This window comes from Psychrobacter sp. Pi2-52 (assembly GCF_904846705.1).
In the GTDB taxonomy this organism is placed as follows: domain Bacteria; phylum Pseudomonadota; class Gammaproteobacteria; order Pseudomonadales; family Moraxellaceae; genus Psychrobacter.
The window spans coordinates 69,960-88,847 of record NZ_CAJHBS010000008.1 but is presented as its reverse complement, the minus strand read 5'-3'; the positions used below and the strand labels follow the sequence as shown (position 1 = coordinate 88,847).

Sequence of the window (18,888 nt, the reverse complement as noted above, 5' to 3'; positions counted from 1 at the left end):
TATTCTGTAACCCTCTATAATAATATTATTCATTATAACGTTAGAGGTAGCTACTATGCTGCAGAATAAATCTAGTCTAAGTGCTATTTTATGTGTGATAGCTGCCAGTGTCCTTTGGGGAACGACAGGTACAGCGTCTGCTTTTATACCTGACGTTAGTCCATTAGCCGTTGGTGCGTTTTCGATGGGGGTAGGCGGTGTATTGCTAGTATTGAATGCTAAGAATAATTTACTAAGCGATAGACAGAAACTACTTTCTAAACCCAGTCTCTTATTTATCGGTAGCCTATGCGTTGCTATCTATCCTTTGGCTTTTTATTCCTCTATGAGATTGGCTGGTGTCGCTATTGGTACAGTGATCTCAATTGCCAGTGCACCATTTTTCACTTTTATCATGGAGCGTCTGATTAGCAATAAAAGAGTCACTAGTCGATGGGTGGTAAGTTTTATATTTGGTGTGGTTGGCGTCATTTTGCTAACCTTGGGAAAAACCCAATATTTGGATATAAACGCACAAGCAAATAATCGAATACTAGGCGTGTTGTTAGGGTTAGTTGCAGGATTGACCTATGCCACATACTCATGGACAGCACGTCAGATGATAGAGAACGGGGTAAACTCGAAATCAGCGATGGCAAGCATGTTTGGTCTGTCGGCGATCTTATTGTTGCCATCATTATTATTAACAGGGGAAAACCTGTTTTTAGATGCAAAACATATAAGCGTTGCCCTATATCTGGCAATTGCGCCGATGTTCTTTGGTTATTTACTTTTTGGCCAAGCGTTGAGAGTGATTGAGGCGAGCAAAGCCACGCTTATCACGTTATTAGAACCTATCGTGGCCACTATATTGGCTATCATTATAATCGGTGAAACATTCTCTCCTATCGGCTGGCTAGGAATGTCACTCATGATAATCTGTCTTTTATTGCAGGTAATGAAGACGCCAAAATTGACAGGTTATCGAAGAAGGCGTGCACTGTACAAGTAACAAAGCAACATAAGTAACAAAGCAATATTTCTGACGATAAGCAGTATTTTTGATGAGTTACTGCCTATTAAGTATGACTCTTTGTATGACGTTAGTCTAAAACTGGTAAGTTGAATGGATTAGTTGGGTCAGTCTTTTCTATAGTCTGTCCAATCAAATTAATTGAAGAAATTGTTTATATCTTATAGTACTATTTTAATTTTACTAATAGATGAGTAGCTGCTAGAACGATAAATCAATTTCTATAAACTAATCTCTAAAAAAACTAGAAAATAAGGAATAACTATGATTAACGCATATGCAGCACAAGAGAAAGGTGGCAAGTTTGAGCCTTATGAATATGACCCAGGTGCTTTAGGCGATCACGAAGTGGAAATCGAAGTACATAGCTGCGGTATCTGCCATAGTGATTTATCGATGTGGCAAAACGAATGGGGTATATAGTCAGTTCAATATAATTTCGATACAAGGAAACCGAGTGCAAGTTATACATTAGTATGCTTAGCGAGGATGATGCTGTAGCGGATTTATATAGACTTGACTATAACTCAATATCCGTTTGTCGGTGGGCATGAGGTTGCAGGTAAAGTCCTCAATAAAGGCAAGTACGTCAAGCATCTAGAGTTGGGCGATAAAGTCGGACTTGGCTGGCATAAAGGATACTGTAACGTTTGTGATCTATGTATCGATGGAGACCACAACTTATGCCCTGAGCAAGAAGGTACGATCATTGGTAACCATGGCGGCTTTGCAGATAAAGTACGCGCAAAAGATACTAGCGTCATCAAGATACCTGAAGGACTTGATTTTAACGCGGTAGGACCACTATTATGTGGCGGTATCACAGTGTTCAACCCACTTATGCAGTACGACATCAAACCAACTTCTAGAGTGGCTGTAATTGGTATTGGTGGTTTGGGTCATTTGGCATTGCAGTTTGCCAACGCGTGGGGCTGTGAAGTGACGGCATTTACCAGTGAATCAAAAATGGAAGAAGCAAAAGAGATGGGCGCTCACCATTCACTAAACTCAAGAGACGATAGCGAAATTGAAAAGGCTGCAGGTTCTTTTGATTTAATCATTTCAACAGTGAACGTTGATATGAACTGGGATATCGTAATCAAGACGCTAAGACCAAAAGGTAAGCTGCATTTTGTTGGGCTGTTAGAAGCGCCACTAGAGATATCGGCTGCGCCAATGATTATGGCTCAGAACAGTCTATCAGGCTCGCCAGTTGGCTCACCAGCGACGCTGCGTAAAATGCTAGATTTTGCTGCGCGACATAATATTCAGCCAGTCACTGAAACGTATAAAATGTCTGAGATTAATGAAGCATTTGAGCGACTAGAGAGTGGTAATGCTCGCTATAGAGTGGTGCTAGAAAGAGACTAAACGTCGTTACAGGCAACTAAATGTAGCCACCAAATAAGCACAATAATAGTGATACTCTAATTAATAGATAGAGTGTCACTATTTTTTTGTATCGAAATTCTGCTTTTCACCAGTTTTTAAAATATGAGGATTATTTGGAGCTGGATATAAGTATCTTTATTTAATTTTTGCTCAGGCAATTATTACGACTTTTTTAAACTGCTAGTAGGTCGTTTTAAAATCATAAAAAACCCCTGCTACTGAGTTCACAATAGCAGGGGTAAATACTTGTCTTTTTCAGAGCTGTCGTAGAGTAATTCTTCTTATTCTACCGTGACTGATTTTGCCAAATTGCGCGGTTGATCGACGTCTGTGCCACGCATTACTGCTACATGGTATGACAACAACTGCACAGGCACGCTGTAGACAATAGGGGCAAGCGTCTCGCAAACATCAGGCACATATACTAAATGTAGTCTATCTTCTGCGACCATTTGACTGGCTTCGCTAGCGAACACAAATAGCTCGCCATGACGCGCATGCACTTCTTGCATGTTGGCCTTTAATTTATCAAACATACTGTCTTTAGGGGCGAGTACGACGATGGGCATGTCTTTGTCGACCAATGCCAATGGGCCGTGTTTGAGTTCACCTGCCGCATAACCTTCTGCATGAATGTAAGAGATTTCTTTTAGCTTTAACGCGCCTTCTAGCGCAATCGGGAACTGTAGCCCGCGACCTAAAAATAGACAGCTTTTCTTATCTTCAAAGCTCTCACTCATGGTCTTGATAGGAGCATCAAGGTTTAAGCTGGCGTAGAGTTGTCCTGGTAATTGATGTAACTCACTTAATAACGTATTTAAGTGTTCGTCAGTCATGCGCTTCTGCGTGACACCAACTTTTAATATCAATAATATCAATGCCACAAGCTGAGTGGTAAATGCTTTGGTAGAGGCGACGCCAATCTCAGGCCCTGCTAACGTCGGCAAGAAAATATCTGTTTCGCGTACCAGCGATGAGGTCGGTACATTACATAATGCCAAGCTGACTAAGCCTGCTGGTGTTTGCTTCTGGATATCACGTAACGCTGATAAGGTGTCAGCCGTTTCACCAGATTGAGAAATACAGATGACCAAAGTATTATCGACGACGACAGGATTGCGATAGCGGAATTCGCTGGCAACCTCGACCGAGCAAGGTATACGGATAAGGCTCTCAAACCAGTATTTTGCGACCATACCGGCATGATAACTGGTACCACAAGCAATCACTTGCACATGACGAATACCTGACAACAGTGTCTCATGACGCTGTAAAAAATCGTCGCGTAGTTTAGTCGTTTCGCCATTATCCAAAGCCATCTCTATCGTACGAGCGACGGCATCTGGCTGCTCGTAAATCTCTTTGAGCATATAATGTTTGAACTCGCCTTTATCGGCATTGTGCTGGGTTGCATCAATCTCATGTATTTGACGTTGGACTTCAACACCATCTGCATAAACTTGAATGCTATTGCGAGTTAATTTGGCGATATCGCCTTCTTCTAGATACATAAAGCGGTTAGTCACTGGCAGCAACGCCAACTGATCTGATGCGATAAAATTCTCACCGATACCAACACCGATAACCAAAGGTGAGCCTAGACGTACAGTAATAAGCTCATCAGGGCAGTCTACGTGGACGATACCCAATGCAAAAGCACCATGCAGTAACGGAATGATGGTGCGTACTGCTTCTAACAAGTCAGGCGTTTTTTTGTAGATATCATGAATTAGATGCGCTACAACTTCAGTATCTGTCTGTGAAGTAAACACGTAACCTTTGGCTATTAGCTCTTCTTTTAGTTCAGCATAGTTTTCGACTATACCGTTATGAACGACCGCAATCTTGCCTGACACGTGTGGATGTGCATTACGCTGTGCCGGCTCACCATGAGTTGCCCAGCGCGTATGAGCAATACCGATATGACCATTAAAAAACTCTGGATTGATAGCGACGGCATCAACCAGTGCCTGTACTTTACCTACTTGACGCTCACGGTGTAGTTCACCATCACGAATAACCGTCAGGCCAGCTGAGTCATAGCCACGATATTCTAAACGCTTTAGGCCTTCAAGTAAGATATTAGCAATATTTCGCTCAGCGACTGCGCCTACAATTCCACACATGGCTATTCCTTAGATTTAAATTTTAGTAGTTCAATATAGTGGGGTATAAAATAAAAAGACTAGCGACTGAACCATTACTCTGATCATCAATTGGCATATCAGTTTATAAATACGATAAAGCAGTACCACAAAGATTGAAGTACTGCTTAGAGTTGCTCAAGAGTGATGGTCATTGATCACACTAGCAACGAGCTGGCTACTTCTTCGTCGGACGCTGAAAATCATTTTTTTGCACCTGACGCGCACGGCCAAAGGCCAAAGCATTGTTATCAACATCTTTGGTAACCACAGAACCTGCCGCCACAGTCGCAGTATTACCAATCGTCACAGGCGCAACTAAGCTAGCATTGGAGCCGATAAAAGCATTGTCTTCAATGATGGTTTGCGATTTATTAGCACCGTCATAGTTACAGGTAATGACACCAGCACCGATATTCACGCCTGTACCGACAGTCGCATCGCCGACGTAGCTTAAGTGATTTACTTTACTGCCTTGACCAATAGTCGATTTTTTAATTTCGACAAAGTTACCAACTTTGCTGTTATCAGATAGTACGGTATCAGGACGCAAATGCGCAAAAGGCCCGATATCAACACCAGCACCAATATCAGCGCGATCGATCACGCAATACGGTTTGATATAGCAGGCATTACCAATCTTGGCATTTTTGATAACACAGCCCGCTTCGATATAGACGTTGTCACCCAAGGTACAGGCACCTTCAAACACCACATTAACGTCAATAAACACATCTTGACCAGCGGTCAACGTACCACGAATATCGACACGAGTAGGGTCGGCAAACTGTACGCCAGCTTCTTGTAAGTCAGCAACTAACTTACGCTGCCAAGTGCGCTCTAGACTAGCAAGCTGTTGGCGGTTGTTAACCCCTTCAATCTCAAACGTATGCTCAGGCTCAATTGCCGCGATAGTAATACCATCGGCGACTGCCATTTTAACGATATCCGTCAGATAGTATTCTTGCTGTGCATTGTCGTTAGAGAGCTCAGGCAAATATTTGTGCAGTAACGCATTATCGACGCAGTAGATACCGCTGTTAATTTCTTTAATGCTTTGCTCTTCAGCATTGGCATCTTTTTGCTCAACGATGGCTTCAATATTACCGGCTTGGTCACGCTTAATACGACCCAATCCAAACGGATTATCGACTGTCAGCGTCAGCATCGACATACCATCAGTATTGGCAGTTTTTAATGCCGTTAGCGTTTGACAGCTGACCAATGGCACATCACCGTAAAGAATGAGACTTTGTCCTGACTTGGGTAAATCAGACAGTGTCACCTTGACCGCATGGCCAGTTCCCAATTGCTCAGTTTGAGCAACCCAAGTAATCGATGCTTGTGTATATTGATTGGTAATCTCTGACTTTACTTGATCACCACCAAAGCCATGAACAATGATGGTTTCATCAACAGTGAGCTGATGACAAGTATCTAGCACATGGCCTAATAAAGACTTCCCAGCCAATGTCTGCAATACCTTTGGCTTTGCCGATTGCATACGTGTGCCTTTACCGGCAGCTAAAATAATTACAGAAAGAGGAGATGTCATAATAGGCTCATAAATGTAACAAAATATAATATCGGATTATAGCGCAAATGTTCATTTATAAAAATGCTGTGATGTGCAGGCTTTGTAATACAACCTGCTAACAGTAGATCAATTATCTATGCAAGAGAGTAGCGTTCAAATTGATAACGTTGCTAGGATAAGCGGTTGTAGAATAGCCAATTCAGTATCGTAGTAGTTAGGGTAGCTTATAACAGCACACCAAACATAACCGCTACCCATACTACTGCTGCCATGATACCGGCGATGATGTCATCGAGCATAATGCCTAACCCACCAGCAACCTTTTTATCAGCCCATCCAATCGGTGGCGGCTTAACGATATCAAAAAATCGAAATAAAATAAAAGCGAAAACAATGGCGAAAATAGAAAGCTCTTGAGATACATTTTGCCAAAAGTTATTGTCAGCAATCCCCATATAAGACAAAGGTAGTAGGGTAATCCAAATACCAGCCCACTCATCCCAAACGATATGCGGATCGTCATGACCTTGCATCAGCTCAGCAGTGCGTCCGCAAATCCAAACGCCTAAAATACAAGATAGAATTGTCAGAATGAGAAAAGGTATAAAACCTAAACTCAACAATGGTATGGCAATGATTAACCCACCAACGGTACCCCAAGTGCCAGGTGCACGGCGCGGCAGACCGCTACCTAAACCTAGCCCAAGCCAATAGACTACACGGTCAAGCATATTAGCACCGACCGGTAATGGTGGGCAGTCATTTGCTTTACGGATGTCAGGCTTAGATAAGTCGTGATCAGTCATGGATTAGCCTGTAAAGTGTTGGTAACCAGTAAGATTGGGCCATATTGAAAATGGTGCGGGCCGAGTTGGCGTCACTGGCTGATTTTGATAAAACAGTTCAAGGCGCGGATTATCAGGAGACTTGGTATCTGTCGCTATCGGATCTGCTAGTGCAATTACCTCGCCGATACAGGTAACAGGCGTATTGCCTATAGGCGGTTTGATATGAGCAGGCAAAGTAAATGCCAATTCATAATCATCGCCGCCCGCTAGTTGACCTAACAAGCGATCAGACAAACCGACAGTAGATAATGACTCGCTACTCGGTAGCTTGTCTAAATGGATGCGCATGCCTACAGAGCTTTGTTGACAGATATGGCCAAGATCTTGATAAAGGCCGTCGGAGATATCTATCATCGCTGTTGCTCCGATCTTTGCCAATGCTGCACCTAGTGCAATACGCGGCGTTGGCATATGTAGACGATGCGCCAACTCGATACCTTGTGAGCTGTCAGGATGCTGTAAAGCGAAAGCGGCATCACCAAGTGTGCCTGAGACATAAACCTTATCACCAACTTGCGCACCTGAGCGATAAACAGCTGGTGTACCTGCGGCAAGCAATCCTTGCGCACTGACACTCAGCACTAGGCGCTCGCTACGGGTAGTATCACCGCCAATCAGCGTCACGCCAAACAGCTGGCACGCATGAAACAGCCCTTTGGCAAATTCAGTGAGCCATTCGTGATTTGCTAGACGTTCAGGTAGTGCCAACGCTAGCATAATACTATGCGGCGTCGCACCCATAGCTGCAATGTCTGAGACATTAACAGCCACGGCTTTATAGCCAATCGCAAATGCTAATTCGTCAACTCTTTGCCAATCAGCATGAAAGTGACGACCTTGAACCAGTGTATCAATACAGCTAACCAAGCGTGATCCTGTTGGCAATGCCACCACAGCCGCGTCGTCACCGATACCTTTTTCGATACCAGTTAATGGTGCATGTGTGGCCTGCATCTGTGAGAATATATGCTCAATCAGCTCAAACTCGTTCATGGTTAGTCTTAGTCTTAGTCTTTGGTATCGTTAGCGTTCTTCTTGCTCGCCTTAAAGTCACTGATATTTGCACTGGCTTTACTGGCACTACTGCGTTTAACATTGGCTTTGTTAGCACTGATACGCGGCTTGTTTGATGCAGTCGGCTCATCGACGATCGCGCTTTCTGTTTCAGCAGTCGCTTCGATATTGTCAGCTACCGTTACTTCAGCCGAACTCGCTTCAGATTGTTTAGCCGCCGCTTTTTGTGACGTACGTAGATTGGCATTGGTATCTGCTTGTACCTCTAAAGCACGCAGCTCACCAGCCATTTTATCCAGTACCGCATTGATCAGTTTATGAGCGTCAGTCGCGCCAAAGTGATTATTTAGCTTCATTGCTTCATCAAGCACAACCTTATATGGAATCTCCATACGGTTTTGTAGCTCGTACGCACCAATCAGCAAAATAGCGTGTTCAACCGTATCTAGCTTATCAACCTCACGATCGAGATGCTGACTGATAAGCGCATCGAGAGCTTCAATTTGCTCTGGGATGTCGCGCATCATTTCATGATAATAACCGATATGGACGGTATGCATGGCATTGGTTGCACGCGTGCGAGCAGCAATATCGTGCGGAGCATTGGCTTTCCAGCCAAGCTTACCATCTACATCAAAGCGGCGATCAGTGACGAGCCATTCGTATAGGCCCTGCATCGCAAAGCGACGTGCCTTACGAATAGCCGTATGACTGGTCTTGTAAGAAGACTCACTCATATCGAATGTTTGATCACCCGCACTACTGCTCGCTATACGGGTAGCTTCAGCTTGTCCATCATTGGCTTGTGCGGTTTTCGCAGCGCTAATAGCGCGCTTGAGTTGGTCAGTCATAGGGGGTCTGTACCTAAATTTTTGAGATGATACCCAGTCAAAACATAAATTAACAAAGTAGCTTCTTAGCTTTGTTTATTCAAAATTTCAAAGGGTATAGAAATACGGCGAAAATTCAAAAAATAGCCAATTGTTTCGATAGCTGGCTAGTGCTATAAGGTGCTGTTATTACTAGATAGCAGCACCAGTTAAACTAATAAATTTGAGCTTTAAAGCTTATGCTTCATCGATGCTGTCATCAATATCTAGCTGTGACAAAACAGCGATCATTTCTAGTACGACCATCGCAGCTTCAGAGCCTTTGTTGCCCGCTTTCGTACCAGAGCGCTCAATGGCTTGCTCGATGCTATCAGTAGTGATGATACCGTTAGCAACAGGGATATTATAATCCATTGCCACAGCGCTCAAACCTTTGGCCGACTCGCTAGCTACAATATCAAAGTGTGGCGTGCTGCCACGGATGATTGCACCCAGTGCCACAATCGCGTCAAAACGATCTGATTCAGCAGCACGTTGGGCCACAAGTGGTAGCTCAAATGCGCCAGGTACACGAATAACAGTAATGTTGCTGCCCAGTACGCCATGACGAAGTAGGGCATCGATTGCACCATCAACCAATGACTCAACGACAAAACCGTTAAAACGACCAACAACGATACCAATGCGAGCATCAGCGTTTTGATGTAGGTTACCATCGATATGAGTCACGTCGTTGCGCTGCTGTTGTAAATTCGACATAAAAAATCCTTTGCTTAATAAGCGTTCAATTGAAATATAGGCGTCAATAAATAGCTAAATAGTCTGATGCGTTCAATCGACTCGGTCGCCTATTATTTTGGCGCTGCCCTAGTTAATTGAACGAAAATAAATGGTTAGCGCTATGATAGCATTTTTTTGGGTTTTATTTGTATATTACGAGCGTGCTAAAGACGCATCTGTATTCCTTGCGCTGCCATGTACTCTTTGGCCTCCAATACCGTGTACTCACCGAAGTGAAAAATACTGGCGGCAAGTACGGCATCGACACCGCCTTCTAGTACGCCTTCTGCTAAATGTTGTAGGTTACCGACGCCGCCTGAGGCGATAACTGGTACATTAACGCGGCTCGTAATTTGCTGCATCAGCGCCAAATCATAGCCTTTTTTGGTGCCATCACCGTCCATCGAGGTGACTAGTAATTCACCAGCGCCCAGCTCTGCCATTTTGCTCGCCCAAGCAACGGCATCGATACCCGTTGGCTTACGGCCACCATGAGTGAAAATCTCCCAACGTGGTACGACAATACCATCGACGTTGATATCAGCGACGCGTTTGGCATCGATGGCAACGACGATACACTGGTTGCCAAATTTCTGCGCGGCTTCACCAACGAACTCCGGCGTAAATACGGCTGCTGAGTTAATCGCCACTTTATCCGCGCCAGCATTGAGCAAATTGCGAATATCAGCGATTTTTCGTACGCCGCCGCCAACAGTTAGCGGAACGAATACCGTTTCTGCCATGCGTTCAACAGTATGATAAGTGGTATCGCGCTCATCATTGGTCGCAGTAATATCCAAAAAAGTAATCTCATCAGCGCCCTGTTCGTTGTAGCGTTTGGCTACTTCGACAGGATCGCCTGCGTCTTTTATATCGACAAACTGCACGCCTTTGACCACGCGGCCATTGTCTACGTCAAGACAGGGAATAATACGTTTTGCTAACATAGGGTCTTTCACCTTATAATCAATTCATAGGCGCTAGTCTAGCAAAATCACTGCTATTTCAGGCAGGTTTTCGCAAGATTATTACGCTTTTCACCATAGTTTTATCATGCGCGGTACAATTGCTGTCATTACCGCCTAAATCTATTCTATTTAACTTGTTATTCAATTGCCAAAAGTGAGATGTCATGTCCGTCTATACCCAGTTAACCGATGATCAGTTTGCCGCCTTTTGCCAAAGCTTTGGCGTGTCGTTTGCCCGCGCGATACCGATCACTCAAGGCATTAAAAACTCAAACTGGTTTATTCAAACGACTGACGATGTAGATGGTACATACTCTTACGTATTCACTTTATTTGAAGAGCGTCCGCCTGCTGATATCGAAAAAATGGCCGTTATTCTTAATCAATTAAATGGCAAGCTACCAGTCGCCGCGCCGCTAGCCGTTGTTGAATCAAATGGTTCACAAATGGATGGTGATGATAAGCGCTATGTTATCCATTATGAAGACAAGGCAATTACTTTAGTGCCGTGTTTAGCAGGCTCACATCCAGATCAAACCACGCAAGCGATGTGTCATGACATTGGCGCAGCATTAGCAATGCTGCATGAAACGCTACAAGCATTGCAGCCAAGTGAGCAGTATGGCGTGCCTTTGTACCCATGGAGCGACGTGCGCGACCGTGAAATGCAGTTTATGCCAGGTGACGAAGCCAAGCTGATGAGCGATATCTGGCGCTCTTATTCGGAATTACCACTGGCAACTTTGCCAAAAGGTCTGTGCCATTTAGATATGTTTGCCGACAATACCTTATGGAATCTACAAAAAGGCGAAGCGCGTTTGACGGGCCTTTTGGACTTTACTGAAGTCAGTGTCGAGCACTATATGATGGATATTGCCATTACCATAAATGATTTTTGTACCACGTGGGGCGTTGCAGAACAAGGCGAATCCGTTAACTTTGATCGCAGTAAAATGGCGGCGTTCTTACAAGGTTATGAATCGATCCGCCCGCTAAACAGTGATGAAAAGCGTGCACTACCTGTTATGCTGGCAAAAGCAGCAGTGATTTTCTGGTTATTACGCCTAAATGTGATTCACTACAATCGTACCGAAGGTCGTACGGGTGATAACATCATGGTCAAGAACCCTGACTTGATGAAACGTTTGGCCGCTTATCATTGGGCGCATGTTGAAAAGTCGCAAAATACCGTATTTGTACTACTAAGTAAACCAGATAATCAAATAGTCGGCGTGTTTAGCAGTATTACGCAAGCTGAGCAAGCGCAGGAAACATTAAATAGTAGTGAGTTTGCAATCAAAGAATATACGCTAGATCAATTGTCTTAAGCATTGCTGATTCATTTATTCTAGTATCAATGCTAGTACTAATTTTAGTACCGAAACCTTAGAGGCGACCCCATGACCGATCAAGTTGATAACTGGCACAAACTGGCGCGCTACGATACCAATATGCAAGGTGAACTGCACGCCAACCTACTACGTAATAACGGCATTACCGTGTCCTTGCAGCCGCTAAGCGCTATTCCAGGTATGAACTCGGGTATCGTTCTCTGGGTAGAGGATACGGATGTGGTAGAAGCTCAGCGTATCTTAGCGACCATTCCAACCGATGGTGCAGCCTTACTGGATGAGATGAGTGATGCTGACTTTGATGCGCTATCTGCCGCTCAAAGCAATGCTACTCAAGGTAACTCGATAATAGACGATAATAACGGCGGTAATGATTAAATGTGTCAACTCTTAGGAATGAACTGTAATACCCCAACGGATATTGGCTTTAGCTTTGCAGGATTTCGCAAGCGCGGCGGGATGACGGACAGTCATGAAGATGGCTTTGGTATTGCCTTTTTTGAGCGCAGCGAATGCAGTAATAACGACAAAACCAACGATGAGACGGCAAATGACTCAACGGGTCTGCGTCTGTTCCATGACAATCGTCCAAGCCATCTGTCGCCAGTCGCCGATTTGGTCAATAACTATCCAATCAAAGCCATGAATGTCATCGCGCATATTCGTAAAGCGACTCAAGGGCAGAATTGTTTGGCAAACACCCATCCATTCGTCCGTGAAGTTTGGGGCGAGCAATGGGTGTTTGCGCACAATGGGCAGATGAATAGCGAATTTATCAAACGCTGTCAGCGCCTACAAGACAACGGCAATGCCTCACACTGTCAGCCAGTTGGTTCAACTGATTCTGAAATGGCATTCTGTTATTTGGTCAATCGTCTAAAGAGTAGCTTTAAGTCACGCCCTGATGACAAGACACTGTTTAATTTCTTGACCACGCAATGTCGTTATCTATCTGCCAATGGGTTATTTAATTGCTTAATATCCAATGGCAGGTGGCAACTGGCTTATGCGGGCAGCTTACTGTTTTATCTCACGCGTAAAGCGCCATTTGGTGAAGCGAAACTCGCTGATGATGATATGGCGATTAACTTTGGTGATGTGACCACAGACACGGATAAAGTCACGATTTTGGTCACCGTGCCACTGACTGAAAATGAAAAGTGGCAGCAGCTCGCCGTCAATGAATGCTTAATCTTTCAAGATGGTGACGTCATTTATAAAGACAGCCCGAGCCAGCGCAAGTTTTTGACAGTGGACGAAGGCATTGCGATTGCACGAGCCGTTGGAGCGAGTGTTTAGGAAATGATAAATAACTAAAATTTTTTAAATATAACTTCCACAACACCGTTTAAACTTTTCACCCGACCCACAGATGCACGGTTGCTTTTGGCTGACAGTCATCGCAACCGTTGGATCTAAAAAGTACCAGCGCGTATCAACGTTGGCTTTGTGTTTAGCTTTTACAAAAGTAGACAGTTCATGATGCGCCTGTATTTTTTCTTCTAAACCATTTGTTGTTTTCTCAGAACTTTTAAAATAAGCCTTAAACTCAACCTGTGCATGTCTTTTACCAAGCTTTGGCGTGTGCTCTACGATTTCTAATCCTGCCCAGTCTGTCTCTTTGGCCCAATTTTCAATCGCTGCAACATCAAGTAATGCTTGCTGAGCGGGCACTGTGGTCTTGACGATATAGTCTGGTTTCACCAATGCAAAGGCACTATAGCGCGTACGCATAAGCCGTTCGGCTGTCTCCGCTTTTATACCATCTGCTTTGTCAACCTCATCATTATAAAAAGCACCATTATAAAAAGCATCATGATATGGTTGGCAGCAGTCTTGATAGGATAAAGCAGAGCTTGTCGTCTCTGCTGTTGGATTGATTTGGCAAGGGCAAGTACTTGGGTAAGATTGCATGTTTTACTCTAATTTTTGTTTGGGCTTATTCGTTTAGGCTCAGTGGTCTTATGATAACTTTATTGCAGCATGCTTTTTATTAATTCTGGCAATATGCCGACTTTGAGCTGCGCCCATGCTGAAGGATCACTTAGTCGTGACCAAAACATCTCAAAAGGTGGGGCGGCGTATACCAGTAGCCCCAGAATAGTATATAAGAGCAAATACCACCATTTGTCTTTTGGCTGATAAAACTTCATTGCCGTGCCCGATGAACGTTTCATTTGCATATTGGACAAATTGACGCTATACAGCTCATCCAATGACAAATGCACTATCGCACCACCAAATAAAAACAGACCATAAAACCAACTGGTCGTCAGCGGTAGGTGCAGACCATAATAACTTAGACACGTCAGACCCAATCCCAGTATCGCCATATACGGCACAGAGTGGATGACGCCGCGATGCACCGTCATAGTGGTAAAAATATGAAAGACGACATAACGCATAAAACCATAGCCCGTCAGCCACAATACTATCAGTGCCAGTAAGCTCAAGTCACTACGCCAATGCATGACCAGGCCAAAGGCAAAGATAAACGAGGTGATATTAAAACCGAGCTTAATCGGTGTTGAATTATCAGAATCCAAGTCTGGCAGCAACCCACCGATAGTACCAAGCACCACGCACACCAGAAATCCTGAATCATCAATCAATCCAGCTTTATAAACCGTCAAACTCATTGTGCCGCTGACCATAAATGCGACATTTAAGTGGGTATTAAAATTTGCCATAAAACTCATTCATCCATAGCGCTCAAAAAGTCCTTTCGAGCGGCGTATCTAGCAGTAAAAAAGCGCACCATGATACCATAGACCGCCCATACGTCTAATAGAGATAGCCCGTAAGAGAGAGCTTCTATGCCTGCCAGTGATTTACCCGCCACACTTAACTCTGATACTCATACTAAGCAGCTGCCTGTAGTAGAAGGTAAGCTTGATCACAGCTTTGCTACCATTGACTGGCAAGCACCATGGTTGTCACATATCGTTCAACTACATTACCTCAGCAACAGCATTGAGCATCTTAGTAGGCCAAGTCAGCAGAATAGCTTAAGTGAATCGGATAGTTTAGATGAGCACGATATAAATGCTTCTGACATCAATACGCCTGACACGATTGCCAAAGTCTTAAAAACGGCGATGATGCAGCAGGCTGAACATTTGCAACAGCCGTTACCACATACTAAACCTGCTCATGATCACAAATCTCAGACGCTACAGTTCGTCTCTCAAAATGCATTGCCTGAAGGGGAAGCCTATGAGCATTTCATCGGCACAACTGGCAATATCCCGACGCGTGATAATTTGCATGACTTGTTTAATGGCAGTATTTGGCTGACCTTTCCGAAGACTAAAGCTATGCTCAATTACTACCATATGCTAGAAATCGCAAAGCAGGGTATTAGTGAGCGTCGAGGGCGTGTGCGCGACACTATTACTGTCTTTGATGAGAATGGCGCAGTGCTAGTGACTTTTAATGCTAATATCGGTAAAGCATTAATTGATTTTGACTGGCAGGCAAGTTTGGTGAAACCACGTGCTAAATGGGACAACCCAGCACAACCAAATACAAATGTTCAAGCCGCAGTCTATATCTTTGGGCATGCACTGCTTGAGCAGTTGGTACATCCTCGCAAACCTCTATGCGCTCACAGCATTGTCATTCACGTTGCACAAGAATTCTTTACCTTATCCTTAGCTGAACGTATGCGCTATTTGGATGACAAAACTGCCGAATACATGGACACATTATTATCAGATGATGATGTCAAACCGCGCCAGCTTGCGCCGTTACCAATTTTGGGGGTGCCGCATTTTTGGGCAGAAAATGCCAATACTGGCTTTTATGAAGACAGCTACGTATTCCGCAATGGACGACGTAAAAAAGACAAAAAATAAATAGAAAGGGATTACTTAAAAATAGCTCGCTAAACCGTTGTTACGTTTACGATTGTGCCACGATTCGACAACGTCCAGACGTTAACAAAGCCTTGTATGTTTGTTATGGTAAAAGGGAGTTTCTGTTAATCACTACAGATATGATTATCTCTTTTGTTAACACAGACTTATATCAGACAGTTTTGCGAAACTGCTCTGCTGATCCAAGACAGATCAGTCATTTATTGAGCCACCAGTCATACATAAACTTATAATAATTTATGTCCAGGATTTATAACAACGATAAGGAAGCTATCATGAGTGATATTTTTGATGTAAAAGACACCCTTTCGGTTGCTGGCAAGGAACATACCTACTACAGCCTACCAAAGCTGACCGAAACTTATGAGCATATCAAGACACTACCATTTTGTATGAAAGTGGTATTAGAAAACTTATTGCGTAACGAAGACGGCGGTCAGTCGGTTGGCAAAAACCATATCGAAGCGGTTGCCAACTGGGATGCAGGGGCTGAGGCGTCAAAAGAAATCGCCTTTATGCCAGCGCGTGTGGTATTGCAGGATTTCACTGGTGTACCTTCGGTGGTTGATTTGGCGGCGATGCGTGATGCAGTGGTTGAGCTTGGCGGCAAAGCGGAACAGATTAATCCATTTATCCCTAGCGAGCTGGTCGTCGATCACTCTGTACAGGTCGATGCTTATGGCCGCGAAGATGCGCTCGATTTGAACGAAAAAATTGAATTTAAGCGTAATAATGAACGCTATGAGTTTTTGCATTGGGGCAAGCAAGCCTTTGAAAACTTCGTCGTGGTACCGCCAGCGACAGGTATCGTGCATCAGGTTAACCTTGAGTATTTAGCCCGTGTGGTGATGGCAGCAGACATTGATGGCGAGCTGACAGCTTATCCAGATACGGTATTTGGTACAGATAGCCATACTACGATGATTAATGGTATTGGTGTGCTTGGTTGGGGTGTGGGCGGTATCGAAGCTGAAGCTGCGATGCTAGGTCAACCGTCTTCGATGCTGATTCCACAAGTAGTCGGCTTTGAGTTAAAAGGCAAGCTAACCGAAGGCGTCACGGCGACCGATTTGGTATTACGTGTGGTTGAGATGTTGCGTGCACATGGCGTAGTGGGCAAGTTCGTCGAGTTTTATGGCGAAGGCTTACACAGTATGCCGCTAGCGGACCGCGCTACCATTGCCAATATGTCACCAGAGTATGGTGCGACTTGTGGTATTTTCCCAATTGACCAAATGGCGATTGATTACCTGCGTCTATCAGGTCGTGACGAAGAACAGATTGAGCTGGTCGAAAAATATGCCAAGGCGCAAGGCTTATGGCACGATGCCGATACACCTGCGGCGACTTATTCGAGTAAGTTAGAACTAGATCTATCGTCAGTACAGCCAGCACTTGCTGGTCCAAACTTGCCACAGCAGCGTATCAATTTGTCTGATATGCATGAGAAGTTTGGCGAAACGCTAGAAAAAATGACCAAAGATCGCAAGTCAGAAGTAGAAGGCAAAGTACGCTTTGATCAAGAAGGCGGCGAGCAAGAGCAAGCTGAACACTTAGCGGCTGAGCCAAATATCGAAGTTGATACCAGTGATGACAATGCAGGTTATGCGCCAGCAAACAATGTCTTCTCAAATGTCAGTATCGATGATAAGCAACACAAACTACGAGACGGATCGGTAGTTATTGCTGCCATTACTTCTTGTACCAACACTTCCAATCCAGCAGTAATGATTGGTGCAGGTCTAGTGGCCAAAAAAGCGGCTGCCAAAGGGCTTAAAGCCAAGCCTTGGGTTAAGACATCGCTCGCACCCGGTTCTAAAGTGGTCACCGACTATCTTGAGAAAACCCATCTGATGGATGAGCTAGAAAAGACAGGCTTTTACCTCGTCGGTTACGGGTGTACCACTTGTATCGGTAACTCAGGACCATTATCAGAAGAGATCGAAAAAGGCATTGAAGAAAACGACTTAGTCGCGGCGGCTGTACTGTCTGGTAACCGTAACTTTGAAGGTCGTATTCACTCGCATGTCAAAGCCAGTTATTTAGCATCACCACCGTTGGTCGTTGCTTATGCGCTAGCAGGTACAGTCGATATCGATCTGACTACTCATCCACTAGGCCAAGACCAAGATGGCAACGATGTATTCCTAAAAGACATCTGGCCAACTTCAGAAGAAATTAACGAGTTAATTGCCAACAATATCGATGCTGATATGTTCCGCAAAAACTACGGCGAAGTATTTGACGGTAGTGCAGCGTGGAACGCAATTAGTTCAGCGGATAGCCAATTGTATCCATGGGATGAAGGGTCAACGTACATCAAAAATCCACCGTTCTTTGATGGTATGACCATGGAGCCAGAAGGTATCCCTGATATCGAAGGCGCGCGTATCCTAGGTCTATTTGGTGACTCGATTACTACCGATCATATCTCACCAGCAGGTAATATCGATCCAGACTCACCAGCAGGTAAGTACTTGCAAGAGCGTGGTGTGATGGAGGCGGACTTCAACAGCTATGGCTCACGCCGTGGTAACGATGCAGTTATGACCCGTGGTACTTTTGCCAACATCCGTATCAAAAATACAATGATGGGCGGTAAAGAAGGTGGCTATACCTACTACTTCAAGGACGACAGCGCTACGCTACAAGATGGCGAAGAAATGCCCATCTACAATGCAGCAATGAAGTATAAAGAAGATAAGCGTCCGTTAGTGGTATTGGGCGGGGCAGAGTATGGTTCTGGTTCGAGCCGTGATTGGGCAGCTAAAGGTACCATCCTGCTAGGCGTAAAAGCAGTTTTAACCAGCTCGTTTGAACGTATTCACCGTTCAAACCTAGTCGGTATGGGTGTGCTGCCATTGACGTTTAAAGATGGTCAAAATGCAGAAACCTACAAACTAGATGGTTCTGAAGTGCTGAGCATCACGGGTCTAGATAATGGTGAGAGTAAAACAGCCACGGTTACGGCTACACGTGCTGATGGTTCGGCAGAAACCTTTGAGGTAAATGTCGGTCTACAAACGCCAAAAGAGCGCGAATATGTGCGTCATGGTGGTGTATTGCACTATGTACTACGTCAATTAGCTGCTGAGAGCAAAGAAGCAGGCTAGTAGTTAGTTAAGCTTTATAT

General features: G+C 44.4%; 16 protein-coding genes and 1 pseudogene. 8 read left to right on the top strand and 9 right to left on the bottom strand.

Annotated elements, in window-relative coordinates; translation table 11 throughout:
* Positions 1 to 55 precede the first annotated feature (55 nt).
* From JMY00_RS06505 to JMY00_RS13680, 3 genes and pseudogenes are all read left to right on the top strand, one after another.
* Complete coding sequence (locus tag JMY00_RS06505; RefSeq protein WP_201579539.1) at positions 56 to 991, top strand: EamA family transporter; 936 nt, start codon at positions 56 to 58, stop codon at positions 989 to 991.
* A gap of 285 nt (positions 992 to 1,276) precedes the next feature.
* A pseudogene (locus JMY00_RS13685) lies at positions 1,277 to 1,771 on the top strand (alcohol dehydrogenase catalytic domain-containing protein); the annotation flags it as partial.
* Between the two features lie 81 nt (positions 1,772 to 1,852).
* A complete protein-coding gene (locus tag JMY00_RS13680; RefSeq protein WP_277350413.1) occupies positions 1,853 to 2,383 on the top strand; it encodes a zinc-binding dehydrogenase in 531 nt (176 codons plus the stop codon).
* 302 nt (positions 2,384 to 2,685) lie between these two features.
* Here the strand turns inward: JMY00_RS13680 and glmS are convergent, their stop codons facing one another.
* The 7 genes from glmS to hisF all read right to left on the bottom strand — a co-directional run bounded on the left by glmS (position 2,686) and on the right by hisF (position 10,504).
* On the bottom strand, positions 2,686 to 4,530 hold the full coding sequence (glmS, locus tag JMY00_RS06495; RefSeq protein ID WP_201579538.1) for a glutamine--fructose-6-phosphate transaminase (isomerizing): 1,845 nt from the start codon (positions 4,528 to 4,530) through the stop codon (positions 2,686 to 2,688).
* A 196-nt stretch (positions 4,531 to 4,726) separates the two neighbouring features.
* Entirely contained in the window at positions 4,727 to 6,103 is a 1,377-nt protein-coding gene (gene glmU, locus JMY00_RS06490) for a bifunctional UDP-N-acetylglucosamine diphosphorylase/glucosamine-1-phosphate N-acetyltransferase GlmU (RefSeq protein WP_201579537.1), read from the bottom strand.
* 206 nt (positions 6,104 to 6,309) lie between these two features.
* Positions 6,310 to 6,891, bottom strand: a complete 582-nt coding sequence (locus JMY00_RS06485) for a phosphatidylglycerophosphatase A (protein ID WP_201579536.1) — start codon at positions 6,889 to 6,891, stop codon at positions 6,310 to 6,312.
* A gap of 3 nt (positions 6,892 to 6,894) precedes the next feature.
* Positions 6,895 to 7,926 (bottom strand): thiamine-phosphate kinase, encoded by a 1,032-nt coding sequence (gene thiL, locus JMY00_RS06480; protein WP_201579535.1) that lies wholly within the window; start codon positions 7,924 to 7,926, stop codon positions 6,895 to 6,897.
* Between the two features lie 14 nt (positions 7,927 to 7,940).
* The gene (gene nusB, locus JMY00_RS06475; RefSeq protein ID WP_201579534.1) at positions 7,941 to 8,798 is read right to left on the bottom strand and encodes a transcription antitermination factor NusB; all 858 of its coding nucleotides are present in this window, start codon (positions 8,796 to 8,798) and stop codon (positions 7,941 to 7,943) included.
* Between the two features lie 216 nt (positions 8,799 to 9,014).
* Entirely contained in the window at positions 9,015 to 9,536 is a 522-nt protein-coding gene (gene ribE / locus JMY00_RS06470) for a 6,7-dimethyl-8-ribityllumazine synthase (protein ID WP_075106501.1), read from the bottom strand.
* Positions 9,537 to 9,721: 185 nt separating this feature from the next.
* Positions 9,722 to 10,504, bottom strand: coding sequence for an imidazole glycerol phosphate synthase subunit HisF (gene hisF / locus JMY00_RS06465; protein WP_101205985.1), 783 nt, complete (start codon positions 10,502 to 10,504; stop codon positions 9,722 to 9,724).
* A 185-nt stretch (positions 10,505 to 10,689) separates the two neighbouring features.
* On the opposite strand from hisF, the gene JMY00_RS06460 reads away from it, so the two are divergent.
* The 3 genes from JMY00_RS06460 to JMY00_RS06450 all read left to right on the top strand — a co-directional run bounded on the left by JMY00_RS06460 (position 10,690) and on the right by JMY00_RS06450 (position 13,176).
* The gene (locus JMY00_RS06460; protein WP_201579533.1) at positions 10,690 to 11,853 is read left to right on the top strand and encodes a homoserine kinase; all 1,164 of its coding nucleotides are present in this window, start codon (positions 10,690 to 10,692) and stop codon (positions 11,851 to 11,853) included.
* 72 nt (positions 11,854 to 11,925) lie between these two features.
* Positions 11,926 to 12,255 (top strand): hypothetical protein, encoded by a 330-nt coding sequence (locus tag JMY00_RS06455; RefSeq protein WP_240990672.1) that lies wholly within the window; start codon positions 11,926 to 11,928, stop codon positions 12,253 to 12,255.
* A complete protein-coding gene (locus tag JMY00_RS06450) occupies positions 12,256 to 13,176 on the top strand; it encodes a class II glutamine amidotransferase (protein WP_057762068.1) in 921 nt (306 codons plus the stop codon).
* A 24-nt stretch (positions 13,177 to 13,200) separates the two neighbouring features.
* Here JMY00_RS06450 and JMY00_RS06445 read toward each other — a convergent pair whose 3' ends face one another.
* Together JMY00_RS06445 and JMY00_RS06440 are read right to left on the bottom strand one after the other, a co-directional pair.
* Entirely contained in the window at positions 13,201 to 13,791 is a 591-nt protein-coding gene (locus tag JMY00_RS06445) for a YchJ family protein (protein WP_201579532.1), read from the bottom strand.
* Between the two features lie 59 nt (positions 13,792 to 13,850).
* The gene (locus tag JMY00_RS06440) at positions 13,851 to 14,567 is read right to left on the bottom strand and encodes a metal-dependent hydrolase (protein ID WP_201579531.1); all 717 of its coding nucleotides are present in this window, start codon (positions 14,565 to 14,567) and stop codon (positions 13,851 to 13,853) included.
* A 126-nt stretch (positions 14,568 to 14,693) separates the two neighbouring features.
* Here JMY00_RS06440 and JMY00_RS06435 point away from each other — a divergent pair, with 126 nt between their 5' ends.
* A complete protein-coding gene (locus JMY00_RS06435; RefSeq protein ID WP_201579530.1) occupies positions 14,694 to 15,734 on the top strand; it encodes a DUF3025 domain-containing protein in 1,041 nt (346 codons plus the stop codon).
* A gap of 296 nt (positions 15,735 to 16,030) precedes the next feature.
* Positions 16,031 to 18,868, top strand: a complete 2,838-nt coding sequence (locus JMY00_RS06430; protein ID WP_201579529.1) for an aconitate hydratase — start codon at positions 16,031 to 16,033, stop codon at positions 18,866 to 18,868.
* Positions 18,869 to 18,888: the final 20 nt, after the last annotated feature.